This is a genomic window from Blastocatellia bacterium, from assembly GCA_025054955.1.
Taxonomy (GTDB): domain Bacteria; phylum Acidobacteriota; class Blastocatellia; order HR10; family J050; genus JANWZE01.
Genome location: JANWZE010000034.1, coordinates 1 through 15831 on the forward strand (window position 1 = coordinate 1; position 15831 = coordinate 15831).

Consider the following 15831-nt stretch of genomic DNA (forward strand, 5'->3'; position numbering starts at 1 on the left):
ATGTTACTGACCTCACTTATGCAACCGACTATGGCACAGAAAAACTCACAAACCGCGACTCCACCCGTGGCAAAAATTAAACCGAAAACCGAGACGCTGCACGGCGATGTGCGCGTAGACAATTACTACTGGCTACGCGAAAAATCGAATCCCGACGTCATCGCTTACCTCGAAGCAGAGAATGCCTATGCCGACGCCGTGATGAAACCGACGGAAGCATTCCAGCAAAAGCTCTATCAGGAAATGCTCAGCCGCATCAAGCAAACTGACTTGACCGTACCATATCGGCAGGGCGACTATTGGTACTACAGCCGCACCGAAGAAGGCAAACAATATCCTATTTACGCCCGCAAGCGAGGCAGCCTGGAGGCCGAGGAAGAAATCACATTAGACCTGAACCAACTGGCTGAAGGTCACCAGTTCTTTGCGCTGGGCGCTTATGTGGTCAGCGATGACGGCCATCTGCTGGCCTATTCGACAGACATCACCGGATTCCGGGAATACACGCTCTTCATCAAAGACCTACGGACGGGTCAACTGCTGCCGGACCGCATCGAAAAAGTCGGCGCCGTTATCTGGGCTGCCGACAATAAAACGCTGTTTTACACAACCGAAGACCACGCCAAGCGACCCTATCGGCTGATGCGTCATGTGCTGGGTCAACCACGCGATACATTGGTCTACGAAGAGACAGACGAGCTGTATCGCCTGTGGGCGCAGCGCACGAGAGATAAAAAATACATCCTGGCCGTTTCGGCTAGCTCGACCACTAGCGAAACACGCTACATTCCTGCTCACCGGCCTACTGCCCCGCCTCGCGTCATCTGGCCGCGCCAAACGGGTCACGAATACTACGTTGATCATCACCAGGGACGCTTCTACATTCGCACTAACAAAGAGGCCAAAAACTTTCGTATCGTCAGCGTCCCGGTCTCGCGTCCGCGCACCAAGGTATGGAAGGAATTCATCGGACATCGCCCCGATGTGATGCTCGAAGATATGGACCTCTTCATCCATCACGCGGTCATTAGCGAGCGCCAAGAGGGATTGCCCTATTTGAGAGTCATTGATCTTCGCAGTGGGCAATCGCACCGCATTGAGTTTCCGGAGCCGGTCTATTCGGTCTTTCTCAGCACGAACCCGGAGTTCAACACCACAACCGTGCGATTCCAATATCAATCGTTGGTGACCCCAAGCTCGGTCTTCGACTACGACATGGAGACGCGAGGGCGAACGCTGTTGAAACAAGTCGAAGTGCTGGGCGGCTATGATCCGGCACAGTATGCTTCCGAGCGCATCTATGCCACCGCATCTGATGGCACGCGCATCCCGATTTCAATGGTCTACAAACGCGGCATTAAACGTGACGGAACCAACCCCATGTTGCTTTACGGATACGGCGCCTACGGCTATCCGCTGCCGGTGACGTTTGATTCATCACGACTCAGTTTGCTGGATCGCGGCGTTATCTATGCAATGGCCCATGTGCGGGGCGGCGGTGATCTGGGCAAAGCATGGCACGATCAGGGCAAAATGATGCTGAAGCGCAACACCTTCACCGATTTCATCGCTGTGGCCGAGCATCTGATCGCGCACGGGTACACATCCAGCGACCGACTGGTCATTGAAGGGGCGAGCGCCGGCGGCCTCCTGATGGGCGCGGTGACCAATATGCGGCCTGATCTGTTCAAAGCTGTCGTCGCCAAAGTACCGTTCGTTGATGTGATCAACACTATGCTCGACACATCGCTGCCGCTGACCATTGGCGAATTCCTCGAATGGGGCAACCCGCGCGAGAAGGCGGCTTACGAATACATGAAATCCTACTGCCCCTACACGAATCTCGCGCCGAAAGCCTACCCGGCGATGCTGGTGAAAACATCGCTCAATGACAGTCAAGTCATGTACTGGGAGCCGGCCAAGTACGTGGCCAAATTACGCGCCTTGAAAACCGATCAGAATGTGTTGTTGCTGAAAACCAATATGGCCGCTGGGCATGGTGGCGCGTCAGGACGGTATGACGCACTGAAAGAGAGAGCGTTCGATTACGCCTTCATCCTCACCCAACTGGGCATTCATCAATGAGGATGGCGCTGTGCGAACCTCAGTAACCAATGTGACCACTGCCGCCAAAACACTGACCGAGATTCAGCAACAGGTCGTCGCGTGTCGCCGTTGCCCGCGGCTAGTGGCGTGGCGCGAACGTATGGCTGAAGAAAAAACGGCGCGCTACCGTCAATGGACCTACTGGGGCAAACCCGTGCCGGGTTGGGGTGATCCGCAGGCGCGGCTGCTCGTGGTTGGACTCGCGCCCGCAGCGCATGGCGGGAACCGCACCGGACGCATCTTCACCGGCGACCGCAGCGGCGACTGGCTCTACCGCGCCCTGCACAAATTCGGTTTTGCCAATCAACCGACGTCCATCCATCGCGACGATGGATTGCAATTGCGCGATTGTTACATCACAGCCGCTGTCCATTGCGCTCCGCCCGACAACAAACCGACACGCGATGAACTCGCGCAATGCCGTCCATACCTGCTACGCGAACTCGAATTGTTGAAGAATCTGCGCGTCGTTCTAGCGCTCGGACGGATTGCCTTTGAAGCCGTCGTGACGGCGCTTCGTCAACTGCACAGGATGTCAGTTGGCCAACAACTCGCATTCCGTCACGGCGCCCGATATATCGTCAATGAGCAGGTCACGTTGCTCGCTTCATTTCATCCAAGTCAGCAAAATACATTCACCGGAAGATTGACCGAGCCAATGTTCGATGCGGTGTTTGCAGAAGTTCGCCAGCATTTGGAGTGAGCCTGCGGAGGCGAGCGCTGACCGTAGCCAGAGCGATAGCCAAGGGCTATCTTGGAGCGTCGCTGCTGTCGGATTTCTTCTCAGCCTGTTTGAGCACGGCTCGGCACGCAGCAATTTCGGCCAGCAGCCGATGCTCGGTGTTCTGTAGTTGCATAGCCAGGTAGATCGCTTGATCGAGGTCGGCGCGGCCCAGCGGAATAAACAGCGACTGAATCGGCACATGGAACCATTGTCGGTTCCTCAACGCGGTCATTCGGTCAACGTCTGCTGATTGGCCGTTATGAAAGCGGTTCAGTCGCGTCACCGCGTGTTGCGCGTATTGCCACGCTTTACCCCGATCAACGTCGAGCGCCGCGCGGGCCAACATAAGAGCCTGGAAAGCCCCTTCACGCTCATCACCGAGGGCCGTGATGAGCTGAACCGCCCGATCAAAAAACATAATGGCTCGCTCCTTATCGCCCTGACCGGCTAACGCAACGCCCATTTCGCTGAGCAAGCTGATTTGCTTGAGAGGATTTTCAATCTGTTGAGTAATCCGATACGCCTCGTCAATTTTATTGTTAGCCAGCGCTTGACGAGCAGCCGTTTCGCGTCGCGCGTCGAGCAGCGTTTGTCGGAGCTTTTCATCTTTCAGTTTCAGAATCGCGACTTCGGACTTGGCTGCTTCTTGTTCCGTTGCTTCAGGATTGAGCAAGCCACCGGCGCTATTGACCTCTTGACGGGAGACCGCCGGCTCACTCGTTGTATTTGCTCCGGCCTGATTGTTCACTCCCCCTTGGCCTGATGGCGACTGTGAAGGTGGTTGCGTAGCGCGGGCGGCGGACGTTTGGCTCAGCAATGTTTGCAGGAGCGCCGCCCATTCAGCCATAAACCGCTCCATCGAAGGCAAATAAAACTGCAGAAGATGCCGCTGCTCATCGGGCGTGAGGCGGCGCTTGACCGGTATTGTTGAATCAAACTGCGCCTGTAGCGCATACGCCATCAGCTCCAAAAATCGCCGGCCTAATGGCGCTGTGTCACCGCTTAGCAATGACAACGCATACGGTCCGAGCAGATGCAGCTCGATTACGTCAGGCGGCTGGCTTCGTGCCACGATGGCGCTGAGAGCCGTTTCAAATAACCGGTCGGCTAGCTCTGGCGAGCGTTGACGCAGCGCGAAGAGAAATTCGATGATCCAAGGATTCACCTCAACGACCAGTGTCTGCTGCACTAATGCGGCGGCTTGCGCCGGATCGCTGTTCAACAATTCATAGGCTCGCTGAAAACGAAATCCTATATTTTCCTCATCGGAAAACGGCTCATCTTTCTCGCTTGATTGACGGGCCAGGTCTTTCGCCAGCTCAGCGTCAAGCTGCGCGATGCGGCTGAGCAGTTGCTGGCGGGTTTCTCTTTTCCACGCTTTGAGCTGTTGTTGGAGATGGGCTTGCTGACGGTCTTTGGGCTTTGCCGAGACATCAATTTTGCCCAGCGCCAGAAAAGCTGACCGGAACAGCTCACGGCCCCTGCTCGAATTGCGCGACCACACTGTCTCGGCAAGGGCTGAATAAACCAAGACCTGGCTCTCTTGCGGCAGGCCCGGAATCAGCGTTGCCGCGAAATCGAGAATTTCCACTGCTCGCTCGGCCGGCTCAACAGAACGCGATTCTTTCGACTGGCCTACGGGTTCAGCAGCCGGCTTGTCCTGCGCAAACCACGCCACGAAGCAGAAAAGAAGGCCGATCATGCAGTGGACAATGGGCATCTCAACACTCTTCGTGTTCAAAAAAGAAAGCGCAGACTATACGCCTGCGCGTTGTAAACCAAATACCGATTTGAAACGCCCCATTACTATGAGACGTTTGGTATGATGCAAACGCCCTTACGGGCAAGCCGTTGTGACGCAATACCGCAACACGCCACTGCCACCACCGTTGACCAACGTAAAGAAATTCCGCGCGGCCAGAGAGGCGGGGATGGTGATGTTGTAATTGCCGCTGGCTGAATTGACTACCACGTCACTGGCAAAGTAGGAGTTGCCGGCCACCGACGTGCAGGTCACATCACACACGTAGAAAGGCACAGACCCACCCCCTTGGGTGAGAAGAAAGGAACCGGCCGTGTAGGTGCTGCCAGACGTATTGATGACGATCCTCTTGCCCGGGCAATGCGGGCCAGGAAACCTGAACCAGACATCATTTGGAAAACCACCCGGACCGTCCCTTACGTCAACCCCAACGGGACCTTCCGTAGCATTTGAGGTATCGAATTCATAGCATTGACGAACCTGTGTTCCCGACGTGACGGCTTGCGGCACATCCAACGCCCCAACGGCCGTGCAGGCTCCGCCCCCTGCCTTTGGTCCACACCGATCATTCGGTGCCGGCACAATAACCAATGCCTGGCTCGTCGGCAGACCAAGAAGAATCAACGAGGCGAGCGAGAACACAACCAATGACATTCTGTAAAAGAACTGAGATTTTTTCATAAACCGTCTCCTCCTTAGTTTCCAAATATCAAAACCGACCAACTTGACCCAAAGGCCTAAAGTTTTCTAGCTAAAACTTCTACTTCTAAAAGCCGCGCAGATTCTATCAAAAGGCAAATTGAAAAGCAACCAATTTTTATTTGTCCTAAGCCCCTTCACGACACCGGTCACAAAGACCCTGGCGACGAAGGTAAATGGCCCACGTCCATTACCGCACGTTGATCACGATGATGCCGCTGCTGGCCACACCATTGGGGGTTCGGACAAGGAAGCGCGATGGTCCGGTTGCCGCATGAGTGGCTGCATTGCGGCGTATCGCAACCCTGGTGTCCGAGCTATTCAAAGCTTCTGCTGATCGGCCCCGGCTGGCCGCAACCATGCTTGTGGGAATGAAACCTCAATCTGCATTTTATCGCCCAGGACCTCTGTCGCATCCAGCACTTCGATCCCGATGAGTTTGTTGTTCGCATCGAAATCCGCATGAACGCCGGCAGCCACAACGGTGGTTTGCGCTGATTTTGTGCCCACCGGCGCGAACCAGACATAAAGCAAATCTCGTACTGGGTCGTACTCAATCTTCATGATCGTCAACCTCCGGGAAATTCTTCCCATAACGCGCCATGACTGTCAATAAAACTAGGCGGCCCTCAGTCACTTTGTAGTAGACGGTCACTTCTTTTTGTTCATAAAAATGCCCTTCCCATTCCGCGTTGTAGGGAAAGATCGCCGTTTTACCGTAACTGCCCGGTTTGGCATCAGACGCATCCCAGCCATGTTCAAGAGTCTGCTGGAGCTCTGTGAGAGTGACTCCTCGCTGTTCCATGCGGGCTATTAAATGCGGGTGGAGATCGCTCTCTGTCAGTGGGTCGCTCATTATTTTGCCTGGTCTGTGCCTGGTTCTACATTTCTGGCGTGACTCACCTGGTGTTCAACGCACGTTGATCACGATGATGCCGCTGCTGGCCACACCATTGGGGGTTCGGACAAGGAAGCGCGATGGTCCGGTTGCCGCATGAGTGGCTGCATTCAGACGTATCGTAAGGCGGGTGTCCGACCGATTTAAAATCTCTGCGGTTAATCCCAGTGTGGAAAATTCAACCGCCTGCGCTCCGGCCAATCCACGACCAACGATGGTCGTCGTCACATTGACGCCGCGGACAACAGCATTCGGTCCATCTAATCCGATGATCACGACATCAGTTGCCAGCGGATCGAAAAAGCGATCCCGACAGGAGAGCCGTTGCGCAAGCGGATTGACCATCCCGGCCGTGAGACATTGACTGGCGTTCAGAGCAAAGCCGCCGAGTCCGTCCTCGAACATCGCGTTGCCGCTGGGCACAGCCTCCTGCGTCAATCCGAGCGCATGACCGATGTGATGAGCGAGCGCTGTGCCAAGTTCAGCCTCTGGCGATCCAGACCGAGCCAGAATAATGGCGGCGCTGCCCATGCCACCATTGATCGTGACTCCGCGTTCGGGCAGCGGACCAGCTCTGGCGCTCTCCAAACGATCCACCAAATAGAGATCAATGCAGCGCTCATCGCGCGCCAGCGACGTGAGAGCCGTCATCTCATCTGTGATCACGCCGGGCTGGTTAGTAATCCGGCGCAGATCGCCGTCGGTCAGCGTGCGCCCATTGCTGACAACCAGAGTGCCAGCCGGAATGTAGGTCACTTGCGTGCCCGCCGTGGCCGGGTCTGCATCACGAAGTCTGATCTCAATGGCTCCTTGAGACCAGGTGGCATTGACTTCAGCCAGCAGCCCTTGAATCTGCTCAGGTGTCACCACAGCGCCTTTGCCTGAAGCGTCATCCGCGATGACTTTTGCATCAATGCAGTAGGTTGGACAAAACACGGTTGGGGTTAGTTTATTGCCGGCTGTGAGTCGTCCTGACCAATCTAGCTCGATACGAGCGCCGCCAAGCAGTGGCGCATCGGCTGGCAACGTCCCTTCCAGCGTGCCGGAAGCCATCGCACCGGTCGTGGCGCGCCGACCCTCCAGCAGGGCTGGAAAAATCACCGGTCGTGGCGATTGACGCACATCGGGGTCCTCATTGACCGGCCTGTCAGACCAGATGAGTCCGTCATACAACAAAGCGATACTGACAGGTATCTGGAAATCGCCGCTGGTCGCATCGAACGTCCCGCGCGCGACCGTTGTGTGTTCTTTGGAGAGAAGCAACTGACCGGTCGGCTTGTTGCCCACTGAGAGGGATTCGCCGACGAATGAACAGGCGTTAAGTTCGACGGCCAGCGTGGCTGGGTCATTGGTCGGTGAGAAGACCAGGTCCACGAAACCAGCCTGTAGCTCGCCGCTGGTGCGGTCACGACCCAGGCGAACGGTCAGGCGATTTCGGTTGGCGCGACCGAGCGTGACGTTTTCCTGCACAGGTGGAACGTTCGGCCGAAAAATGGTGAAGTTCCGGTCACTAATATCATACAGAAACTCATTGGGATTGAGCGCCAGCACTTGAATGCGCGCCCGCGTCGTTTCCAGGTGACTAGGAATTTGCCACTGATAGGAACGCGCTGCCGCCTCAACTGTGCGTTCGTTGATTCGCTCAAACGTTTCGCCGCCATCTGTGGACAAGTAAATGTGGTGGCCGAAGACCTGTGTGCCCGCCGCGATTGTCCATGTGATCGTGTAAGTTGATCCTGCCGCAATTCGTTCACCGCCATTGGGCGCTACCACGGTGACAGGATTGGGTTGATTGACCGATGCAGCCACCTGTGTGAGCATCCCTTCTTGTTCGACCCAGACCAGTGCCATCATTCCAAGCAGCACCATCGCCACACCGTTCGTCATCCGATCCAATTGATCACAGATTCTGCCTCTCATCCTCTGACCTCACACCTGAGACATGCTCATTGAGGCGTCGCCGTAACGTTGACTAACAAGCCGAGGCCCCCAGGATCAGTCTCGATCGAGACCATGCACTGGCGATGGCCTTTAACGGCTTCAATGAAGCCGCCGGGAAATTTGACGGTTTTCAATTGCCAACCATGACGCACCAGCTCTTGTTGATAAAACTGACCCACCTGATCAATGCGGTCGGGCGTTCTGAAGTTAATGATCACCTCGGTAGCCATCCTGCCGCTGGCTGTGATCTCAGCATCCGGGTAGAGGGGAACGTCCTTGGGAAAATTTTTGGGCAACGTTGTGCCGCTGCCATATTCCGCTTTCATCGCTTCAAGTTTCATCTGTGCGTCCGGGTTGACGGGCGGCAGGCGGGGTGGCTCCTTTGGCTTGATGACCGGCCTTGGCTCAGCCATTGGAGATTGCTGCTTTGGAGCTGTCGGCGCTGTATCAGGCGACGCCTGCGCTGGGGCTGCTGCGGTCGTTGGAGGTGTTGCCGCCGTGCCGCCGGCAGCTTGATCCTGTGGCGACGACGGCGTCGTCGCGCGACATCCTACATTGAGACTCAGCACAATCAAAAGGAGCGACTCACTCAGCTTCACAAACCAACCACTCCCTCCCTGTCAAAATTGTGGCTCAGAGAGCAAGACTCTATTGACCTGGCCCAACGTTGTCAAGCAACTCTGCTCGGCAACGAGCAAAGACCGCCGGATGCTTAAAAGAGTTTCCGACTATCCAACAAAATGGTCACCGGACCGTCGTTAATCAGCGCAACCTCCATCATGGCTTGGAACACGCCGGTTTCTACGTGAATGCCGAACTGCCTCACTTTGGTGACAAAATACTCGTAGAGTTGATTGGCCTGCTGCGGCGGGGCAGCCTCAGAATAAGACGGGCGGCGACCGCGCCGTGCATCCCCAAACAATGTGAACTGTGACACGACCAGCGCTTGTCCGCCTACATCGGCTAGCGAGCGATTCATCTTGCCTTCGGCATCCTCGAAGATGCGCAGATGTACGATCTTCTCTGCCAGGTAATCAGCATCGCTGGCTGCGTCGTGCACACCGACGCCCAGCAGAACGAGCACGCCTCGACCAATCTGGCCGACAATGGAGCCGTTGACGCTGACCTGGGCTGACTTGACTCGTTGTACAACAGCGCGCATGAGACGATTGTGGTCGCAGATTGCAGATTGATGACCTCACCTGAAATCTGTGTCTTACCGGTTTGGCAATGAGTCATAATCATGGCCAGTTGCCATGCTTTTGACAAGTCGCGCCACTAAGCCCAAGCAGCAACAACCATCGGCCTTTCGGAAAAATTGTTGCTCACCCCTAGCGGTTATGCTATGATGCCCGCGTCAAAAATAAACAACAACCAAGCTGCATCGAGTGGGGGTTTCAGTTCACGGTGAACAGGAAGAAAACGTATGAGTCGGTCACACACAGCGATTGTTGAAACCGCCTCACTCAATGATATTCGCGAGCCAGCGACTGAAACAATCTTGCTGAGCATCACGTATGCAGCGTTTCCAACCTCACGTGAGATATAGGAGTCAGCTTATGAGCTATTTTCTTCGTTACGTCGGGTCGCGTCTGATCGCGACGAGCCTTATCGGTCTGTTGAGCGCGCCGCTTGTGTTCGCGCAGAAAGCGACGTCCTCTACCAACGGGCAATCAGATCGGCAGCAACCGCTGGTCGGCCCGGTCAAACCACTGATGGTCGAACGAATCGGTGTTGACCCCAATCAGATCATGCGACTGTCGCTGCACGATGCTATCTTGATGGCATTGCAAAACAACAACACGATTCAAATTGAGCGAACCAACATCCTCGGCAACGAGGAAGGATTGCGGGCAGCTCGCGGCGCTTATGATATTAGCATTTCGGCGTCCATTCAGGCAGAGACGCCGAAGACGCCGTCCAACAGCACCCGATTCGTCGGCGTTGATCTGAACGGAGATGGGGCGATTGATGAACTGGATAACATCTCTGATGGACGCCCGCTGCCGGTAGACCTCGATGGCGACGGCATCGCCGATAACACCGTGCTCGATTCGGACCGGCGAAAGACGGCAGCGTTCAATTTCACCGCCCAACAACAGCTTCCCTACTGGGGCGCTGCCTGGCGGTTCCAAATTGATACCAACCGGTTCAACACCGACACCAGCACGTTCAGCTTCGGCGGATTCAGTATCGGCGGTGTGGGTTTTGCTGTCTTGCCACAGTACCAAACGTCGGTGACGACCGAATTTCAATTGCCGCTGTGGAAGAACTTCCGCATTGATCAATCCCGTCGGCAGATCAAAATCGCTTCCAAAGCGCTTGATCTCTCTGATAGTCAATTTCGGCAGCGAGTCATTGACATCATCACGCAGGTGCAACAAGCCTACTGGGACCTGGTGTTTGCTATCCGCGCGGTGGAAATTCAACAGGAGGCGCTGAAGTTGGCTGAAACCAACCTGAACAACAATCGCAAGCAGGTGGAAGCCGGCACGTTGGCGCCGATTGAGCTGGCTCAATCACAAGCTCAAGTTGAACAAAGCCAGCAGAGCCTGACAGCGGCTATCGGCGCGGTGACCGTTCGAGAAAACATCCTCAAAGGCTTGATCCTGGGCAATCCCACGGCTGCTGAGTGGCGGGCCAATATCGCCCCGACCGAGAGCATTGACCACTTGCCTGCGCCCGTTGACTTTGAAAGCGCGTTGAAACTGGCCCAGGCGAATCGGCCTGAACTGGAACAGCTCCGATTGCGCCGCGAACAAAACGCAATTGACATCAAATACTATGCCAATCAGTCTAAGCCGCAGATTGACCTGTTTGCCCGCTATCGCATGAGTGGGTTGGCAGGCGAGGCGCGTCCGAGCACTATCAGCGGGCTTGTGCCTCAGCCCGGCGGCGGTTTCTTCACTGATAACGTCACCACACAAGTTCCAAATCAATATCAAGGCGGCGCGTTCACCTCGCTGAAGAATGCGTTCACTAATGATTTCTACACCTACTCCTTCGGCTTGCGATTCAACTTCCCGTTACGCAATCGCACGGCGCTTGGCTTGCTGGGTCAGGCCAAAGCGCAAGGGCGCGCGTTAGAGTTTCAGGAGCAGCAGTTGCTTCAGAACATCAGCATCGAAGTTCGTAATGCGCTGCAACAAGTGGAGACTTCCCGCCGCAGCATCGAAGCGGCGCGCGCCGCGCGCATCAACCGGCAAATTCAGTTGGAAGGCGAACAGAAGAAATTTGAAGCCGGGCTTTCCACTACCTTCTTCGTCCTGCAGTTCCAAAATTTCCTCTCGGAAGCGCGACTTCAGGAGCTGCAAGCGTTGGTCAACTACAACAAAGCAATTGCCGACCTGCAACGGGTGATGTCAACCACGCTGACGACCCACAATGTGGAAATCTCACCGCGGCTGGATAGATGATCTTGGCCAACGGCAGCCAATGGAGACATAAAACCGGTGGCGTTCATTGGCTGCCTTGGCGGATAATCTCCCCGTGAAGATTTCGGTCACTATCATCACCAAAAATGAAGAAGACCGCATCGCCGACGCCCTCGCTTCGGTCACTTGGGCTGATGAAATCATTGTTGTGGATGCCGAGAGCACAGACCGCACAGTGGAAATTGCCCGTCGCTATACTGACCGCGTCATCGTTCGTCCATGGCCGGGCTACGCAGCCCAAAAGACCTTCGCCGACCAGCAGGCGTCGCACGAGTGGGTCTTGAGTATTGACGCTGACGAACGTGTTTCGCCGCAACTTCGCCAAGCGATTGAACAACTCAAACACGAAGGCCCGCAATACGACGGCTATCGCATGGCGCGACGCGCTTGGTATCTGGGGCGCTGGATCAACCATTCGGGCTGGTATCCCGATTATCAACTGCGGCTCTATCGGCGTGACCGCGCGCGCTGGCACGGCGACTACGTTCATGAATCGGTCCAGCTTGAGGGCCGCGTTGGAACGCTCCGCGGCGATCTTTGGCACTTGACGCGTCGCAGCCTGGCCGAACATCACGAGGTGCTCGGACGCTATACCACGCTGGCCGCCGAGGGCGATTTCGCCCAAGGGAAAACGGCTGGATTGCTTGATCTCCTGTTGAGACCGCCGCTGACTTTTCTGCGCAGTTACATTCTCAAGCAAGGCTTTCGGGATGGCATTCCAGGACTCATCATCGCCATGTTTGCCGCTTATTACGTCTTCCTGAAACAGGCCAAGCTGTGGGAGAAGCAACATGGCCCTGAGAGATCACGGCTCAAACCGGAAGCTGATTTTCAGTCTGAAGCCTGAGGGTTTGATCTCTGAAAGTCCGAGGTCTGAACTCTACTCGTATCTGAGCGCTTCAATGGGATCAAGCCGCGCCGCTTTGTTCGCCGGATAAAGGCCGAAGAAAAGTCCTACAGCAACTGAAACGAGAAACGCCATCACCACCCAGAAGATTGATAAAGAAGTCGGCAAATCGGGAAAAGCCCACCGCACCAACGCGCTGACGACGGCTCCGAGCGCAATTCCCAACACGCCGCCGACGCCCGTCAGCGTCACCGATTCGATGAGAAACTGTCGCAGAATATCACCCCGACGCGCGCCCACCGCTTTGCGCACGCCGATCTCACGCGTGCGTTCGGTGACAGAGACCAACATGATGTTCATCACGCCAATGCCACCGACGAGCAAGCCAATGGACGAGATCACCAGCGTCAAGATAACCAGCGCGCCGGTCATTTGATCCCACAACTCGGTGTATATGTCGGGAGTGACCGTCTCAAAATCGTTGGGCTTATCAGCCGGCACGCCACGCAGCCGGCGCAGCACTTCAATCGTTTGTTGGCGAGCCTCTTCAAACGTCCGTTGGTCGCGGACTTTGACGGCGATGAACGTCTCTTCCAGGTCTGGATTTAATTTCACAAATGTGCTCAGCGGAATGTGAATGAATTGATCGAGACTGGGACCGCCGAACAAGCCTTTATCTTCTTTGAGCGTGCCGATGACTTCAAACAATTTGCCGTTGACAGTGATCTCTTTGCCAAGCGGATCGGAGTGAGGAAAGAGCTCAGCGCGAATGGCATGACCGATGACGCAGACTTGACGCCGATGGGCCATATCCACTTCGTTGATGAACCGGCCATCTTCGACGACGACGGCTTGGATCACCTGCTCATATTCGGGCTCGACGCCGCGCAGGAAGGTCCCACGCATCGTCTGGCCTTTGTAACTCACCTGATTGGGCTGTCCCCAGTAGATGGTGCGCGTGCGCATCGGCGTCGCGTAGTGCACCAGCGGGCAGCGTTGCACAATCGCCTGGGCGTCCTCCAAGCGAAGATGTTTGCGCAAGCGGATTTCTTCAGGTATGTCGCCAAATCGCACAGCCGGTATGCGGGTGACGAAGAAGACTTGCGATCCGAGCTTTTCGACCAGCGCCGCTACGTGCGCGTTTAACCCATGAATCACCGCAGCCACGGCGACGACCGTCATCACGCCGATGATCACACCCAGGATCGTCAAGCCAGCCCGCAGCTTTTGCGAGCGAATCGCGCTGAGCGCCAGCGCCACTGGTTCCTTGATATTGTTCATCCGGTGAGTCTGCATAGCTCTTTGCTTAGTCACTCGCGCCGTAGCGCATCAACAGGGTCCAGGAGGGCGGCTCGCTGCGCTGGATAGATGCCGAATATCAACCCAATCGTCAATGACACCACCACGCCGACAACAATCGCCTGAGGCTGTACCACGGCCGGAAATGGCGTGAACCGGTTGATCAACAGGGCGGCGGCAAATCCCAAGCTAATGCCGATCAATCCGCCCATCAAGCACAGGGTCAACGACTCAAAGAAAAATTGCTGCAGGATGTCCAGCCGACGCGCGCCGATGGATTTGCGCAAGCCGATTTCACGCGTGCGTTCAGCGACCGTCACCAACATAATGTTCATGATGACAATGCCGCCAACCACGGCGGACAACAGCCCAATGATGACAAAGGCAATGAAAAAGGCTTGGCTCATGTCGTTCCACATCGAGGTCAGCGACTCGGCGGTCGTGATATAAAACGTGTCACGTTCGTTATAAGGGACATGCCGCCGGGTTCGCAAAATCAAGCGAGCTTGGTCTTGCGCCTCCTGCAAAAGCTCAGGACGGCGCGCGCGGGCGTTGATCGTCAGATTGGGCAACGTGTTGTAATAGCCGTAGGCCTTGAAAAACTGGGTAATCGGAATCAACACGAAATTATCCTGCGATTGCCCAAACAAGCTGCCTATCTTATCGGCGACACCGACAACCACGTAAGGAAGCTGGCTGATCTTGACCGTTTTGCCCAGCGGATCAAGACCAGTAAACAATTTCTCAGCCACCTCAGCGCCCAGCACGCAGACATTGACCGCGCGCTCTTCTTCCCATGATTGAATGTATCGGCCCTGCGCAATATCAATCTGACCGATCTCGCTCATGTTGGATGTCACGCCGCGAATCGCCACATCGGCAAGCGATTGGCGGCCATATCGCACGTGCCCTGTGGTAGCCACTTCTGCGCCGACGCCCTGACACGCCTGGCATCCGCGTTCGATCGCGTCAATGTCGTCCATCGTGAGGTCTTTGTAGCGTAGCGCCTCAAAATACTCGTCGAGGTCAGAGGCAACCGCTGGCGTCTTGGAAATTTGGAATGCGTCACTGCCAAGAGCGATCACCTTATTTTTGACATAGGCGTTGGCCCCTTCGAGCAACGTGATCACAGTGATCAAGGTCGCTACGCCAATAATCAACCCCAGCAGCGTTAAAAATGACCGCATTTTATGCGCCCACAGCGCGGCAACGCCGACTTTGACCATTTCAATTTTGCTCATTCTGGCCTTCTTCATGCGATCTGCTCAGCAGTGCCATTTGATGCACACGAGCCTATGGCCGTTTTACGTGATACACAGGAATTTGGTTCGCACTGAGAAAATGCAGTGACGCGACGGCTTCAGCAAGCGGCCTGCGCTGCCAGCCCCTCTTACCAACGGGCTGATGGCAAGCTTGACGCGATTCTGTGCGAAGAGGGGCACACCATTATGGCTTGGCCTTGCCTTGATCGGCGACCGATTGCATGGCCTTGCGTACCTCTTCTGGATCGCCAAGGTAATAATTTCTCAACGGATTCAAGGCCTCGTCCAACTCGTACACAAGCGGTATGCCGGTTGGGATATTCAGGCCAACGATGTCTTCATCGGAAATGTGATCAAGGTACTTGACCAGGGCGCGCAGTGAATTGCCATGCGCCGTGATGATCACTCGTTGGCCTGATTGCACGGTTGGGGCAATCACCTCGTGCCAGTAGGGCAGGAAGCGGGCGACCGTATCCTTTAGACACTCGGTCAGTGGTAGTTCATGGGGAGCTAAATGACGGTAGCGTGGGTCATGGCCCGGATAGCGTTCATCGCTTGGCTCCAGCGCCGGCGGCGGCACGTCATAACTCCGCCGCCACAGCAGCACTTGCTCTTCGCCAAACTTGGCGGCTGTTTCGGCCTTATTCAACCCTTGCAACGCGCCGTAATGACGCTCGTTCAATCGCCATGATAGATGAATCGGAATCCACATCAAATCCATTTCATCCAACACTAGCCAGAGTGTTCGGATGGCTCGCTTCAGCACCGACGTGAATGCCACATCAAAGACAAATCCTTCCTGCTTGAGCAAGCGTCCGGCTTGACGCGCCTCTTCGATGCCTTTTTCAGACAAATCCAC

Annotated in this window: 15 protein-coding genes; 5 read left to right on the forward strand and 10 right to left on the reverse strand. The window is 55.6% G+C overall.

Annotation, left to right across the window (positions count from 1 at the left end; translation table 11 throughout):
• The first annotated feature begins 30 nt into the window (after nucleotides 1–30).
• Both NZ823_04465 and NZ823_04470 read left to right on the forward strand, forming a co-directional pair.
• Nucleotides 31–2085, forward strand: a complete 2055-nt coding sequence (locus tag NZ823_04465; protein ID MCS6804381.1) for a S9 family peptidase — start codon at nucleotides 31–33, stop codon at nucleotides 2083–2085.
• Between the two features lie 52 nt (nucleotides 2086–2137).
• Nucleotides 2138–2809: a uracil-DNA glycosylase gene (locus NZ823_04470; protein ID MCS6804382.1), complete on the forward strand. Its 672-nt coding sequence runs from the start codon at nucleotides 2138–2140 to the stop codon at nucleotides 2807–2809.
• A gap of 46 nt (nucleotides 2810–2855) precedes the next feature.
• On the opposite strand, the gene NZ823_04475 is transcribed toward NZ823_04470, so the two are convergent.
• The 6 genes from NZ823_04475 to NZ823_04500 form a co-directional block, all read right to left on the reverse strand.
• Complete coding sequence (locus NZ823_04475; GenBank protein MCS6804383.1) at nucleotides 2856–4550, reverse strand: hypothetical protein; 1695 nt, start codon at nucleotides 4548–4550, stop codon at nucleotides 2856–2858.
• Nucleotides 4551–4667: 117 nt separating this feature from the next.
• Nucleotides 4668–5273, reverse strand: coding sequence for a hypothetical protein (locus NZ823_04480; protein ID MCS6804384.1), 606 nt, complete (start codon nucleotides 5271–5273; stop codon nucleotides 4668–4670).
• Nucleotides 5274–5612: 339 nt separating this feature from the next.
• Nucleotides 5613–5855, reverse strand: a complete 243-nt coding sequence (locus NZ823_04485; GenBank protein MCS6804385.1) for a DUF2283 domain-containing protein — start codon at nucleotides 5853–5855, stop codon at nucleotides 5613–5615.
• Nucleotides 5845–6147 (reverse strand): DUF4258 domain-containing protein, encoded by a 303-nt coding sequence (locus tag NZ823_04490; protein MCS6804386.1) that lies wholly within the window; start codon nucleotides 6145–6147, stop codon nucleotides 5845–5847. The genes NZ823_04485 and NZ823_04490 overlap by 11 nt, the downstream gene beginning before the upstream one ends.
• 54 nt (nucleotides 6148–6201) lie before the next feature.
• Nucleotides 6202–8109 carry a GPI anchored serine-threonine rich family protein gene (locus NZ823_04495; GenBank protein MCS6804387.1) on the reverse strand — a complete coding sequence of 636 codons (1908 nt, stop codon included), beginning with the start codon at nucleotides 8107–8109 and terminating at the stop codon, nucleotides 6202–6204.
• 26 nt (nucleotides 8110–8135) lie between these two features.
• Nucleotides 8136–8543, reverse strand: a complete 408-nt coding sequence (locus NZ823_04500; GenBank protein MCS6804388.1) for a hypothetical protein — start codon at nucleotides 8541–8543, stop codon at nucleotides 8136–8138.
• Here NZ823_04500 and NZ823_04505 point away from each other — a divergent pair.
• Nucleotides 8531–8689 carry a hypothetical protein gene (locus tag NZ823_04505; protein MCS6804389.1) on the forward strand — a complete coding sequence of 53 codons (159 nt, stop codon included), beginning with the start codon at nucleotides 8531–8533 and terminating at the stop codon, nucleotides 8687–8689. The two genes, NZ823_04500 and NZ823_04505, sit on opposite strands and share 13 nt — an antisense overlap.
• Before the next feature lie 153 nt (nucleotides 8690–8842).
• Here NZ823_04505 and dtd read toward each other — a convergent pair whose 3' ends face one another.
• Complete coding sequence (dtd, locus tag NZ823_04510) at nucleotides 8843–9292, reverse strand: D-aminoacyl-tRNA deacylase (protein MCS6804390.1); 450 nt, start codon at nucleotides 9290–9292, stop codon at nucleotides 8843–8845.
• 397 nt (nucleotides 9293–9689) lie between these two features.
• On the opposite strand from dtd, the gene NZ823_04515 reads away from it, so the two are divergent.
• Together NZ823_04515 and NZ823_04520 are read left to right on the forward strand one after the other, a co-directional pair.
• Nucleotides 9690–11546 carry a TolC family protein gene (locus tag NZ823_04515; GenBank protein ID MCS6804391.1) on the forward strand — a complete coding sequence of 619 codons (1857 nt, stop codon included), beginning with the start codon at nucleotides 9690–9692 and terminating at the stop codon, nucleotides 11544–11546.
• 73 nt (nucleotides 11547–11619) lie between these two features.
• On the forward strand, nucleotides 11620–12411 hold the full coding sequence (locus NZ823_04520) for a glycosyltransferase family 2 protein (GenBank protein ID MCS6804392.1): 792 nt from the start codon (nucleotides 11620–11622) through the stop codon (nucleotides 12409–12411).
• Nucleotides 12412–12444: 33 nt separating this feature from the next.
• Here the strand turns inward: NZ823_04520 and NZ823_04525 are convergent, their stop codons facing one another.
• The 3 genes from NZ823_04525 to gpmA form a co-directional block, all read right to left on the reverse strand.
• Complete coding sequence (locus NZ823_04525; GenBank protein ID MCS6804393.1) at nucleotides 12445–13692, reverse strand: ABC transporter permease; 1248 nt, start codon at nucleotides 13690–13692, stop codon at nucleotides 12445–12447.
• A 29-nt stretch (nucleotides 13693–13721) separates the two neighbouring features.
• Nucleotides 13722–14966 carry an ABC transporter permease gene (locus NZ823_04530; GenBank protein MCS6804394.1) on the reverse strand — a complete coding sequence of 415 codons (1245 nt, stop codon included), beginning with the start codon at nucleotides 14964–14966 and terminating at the stop codon, nucleotides 13722–13724.
• Between the two features lie 190 nt (nucleotides 14967–15156).
• The coding region (gene gpmA / locus NZ823_04535) for a 2,3-diphosphoglycerate-dependent phosphoglycerate mutase (GenBank protein ID MCS6804395.1) at nucleotides 15157–15831 on the reverse strand (675 nt) is incomplete at its 5' end.

Bases quoted from the DNA above. Each gene is read 5' to 3' on its own strand.
- NZ823_04465 (MCS6804381.1), top strand. From the start codon at position 31: ATGGCACAGAAAAACTCACAAACCGCGACTCCACCCGTGGCAAAAATT.
- NZ823_04475 (MCS6804383.1), bottom strand. From the start codon at position 4,550: ATGCCCATTGTCCACTGCATGATCGGCCTTCTTTTCTGCTTCGTGGCG.
- NZ823_04480 (MCS6804384.1), bottom strand. From the start codon at position 5,273: ATGAAAAAATCTCAGTTCTTTTACAGAATGTCATTGGTTGTGTTCTCG.
- NZ823_04485 (MCS6804385.1), bottom strand. From the start codon at position 5,855: ATGAAGATTGAGTACGACCCAGTACGAGATTTGCTTTATGTCTGGTTC.
- NZ823_04490 (MCS6804386.1), bottom strand. From the start codon at position 6,147: ATGAGCGACCCACTGACAGAGAGCGATCTCCACCCGCATTTAATAGCC.
- NZ823_04495 (MCS6804387.1), bottom strand. From the start codon at position 8,109: ATGAGAGGCAGAATCTGTGATCAATTGGATCGGATGACGAACGGTGTG.
- NZ823_04500 (MCS6804388.1), bottom strand. From the start codon at position 8,543: ATGGCTGAGCCAAGGCCGGTCATCAAGCCAAAGGAGCCACCCCGCCTG.
- dtd (MCS6804390.1), bottom strand. From the start codon at position 9,292: ATGCGCGCTGTTGTACAACGAGTCAAGTCAGCCCAGGTCAGCGTCAAC.
- NZ823_04515 (MCS6804391.1), top strand. From the start codon at position 9,690: ATGAGCTATTTTCTTCGTTACGTCGGGTCGCGTCTGATCGCGACGAGC.
- NZ823_04525 (MCS6804393.1), bottom strand. From the start codon at position 13,692: ATGAACAATATCAAGGAACCAGTGGCGCTGGCGCTCAGCGCGATTCGC.
- NZ823_04530 (MCS6804394.1), bottom strand. From the start codon at position 14,966: ATGAAGAAGGCCAGAATGAGCAAAATTGAAATGGTCAAAGTCGGCGTT.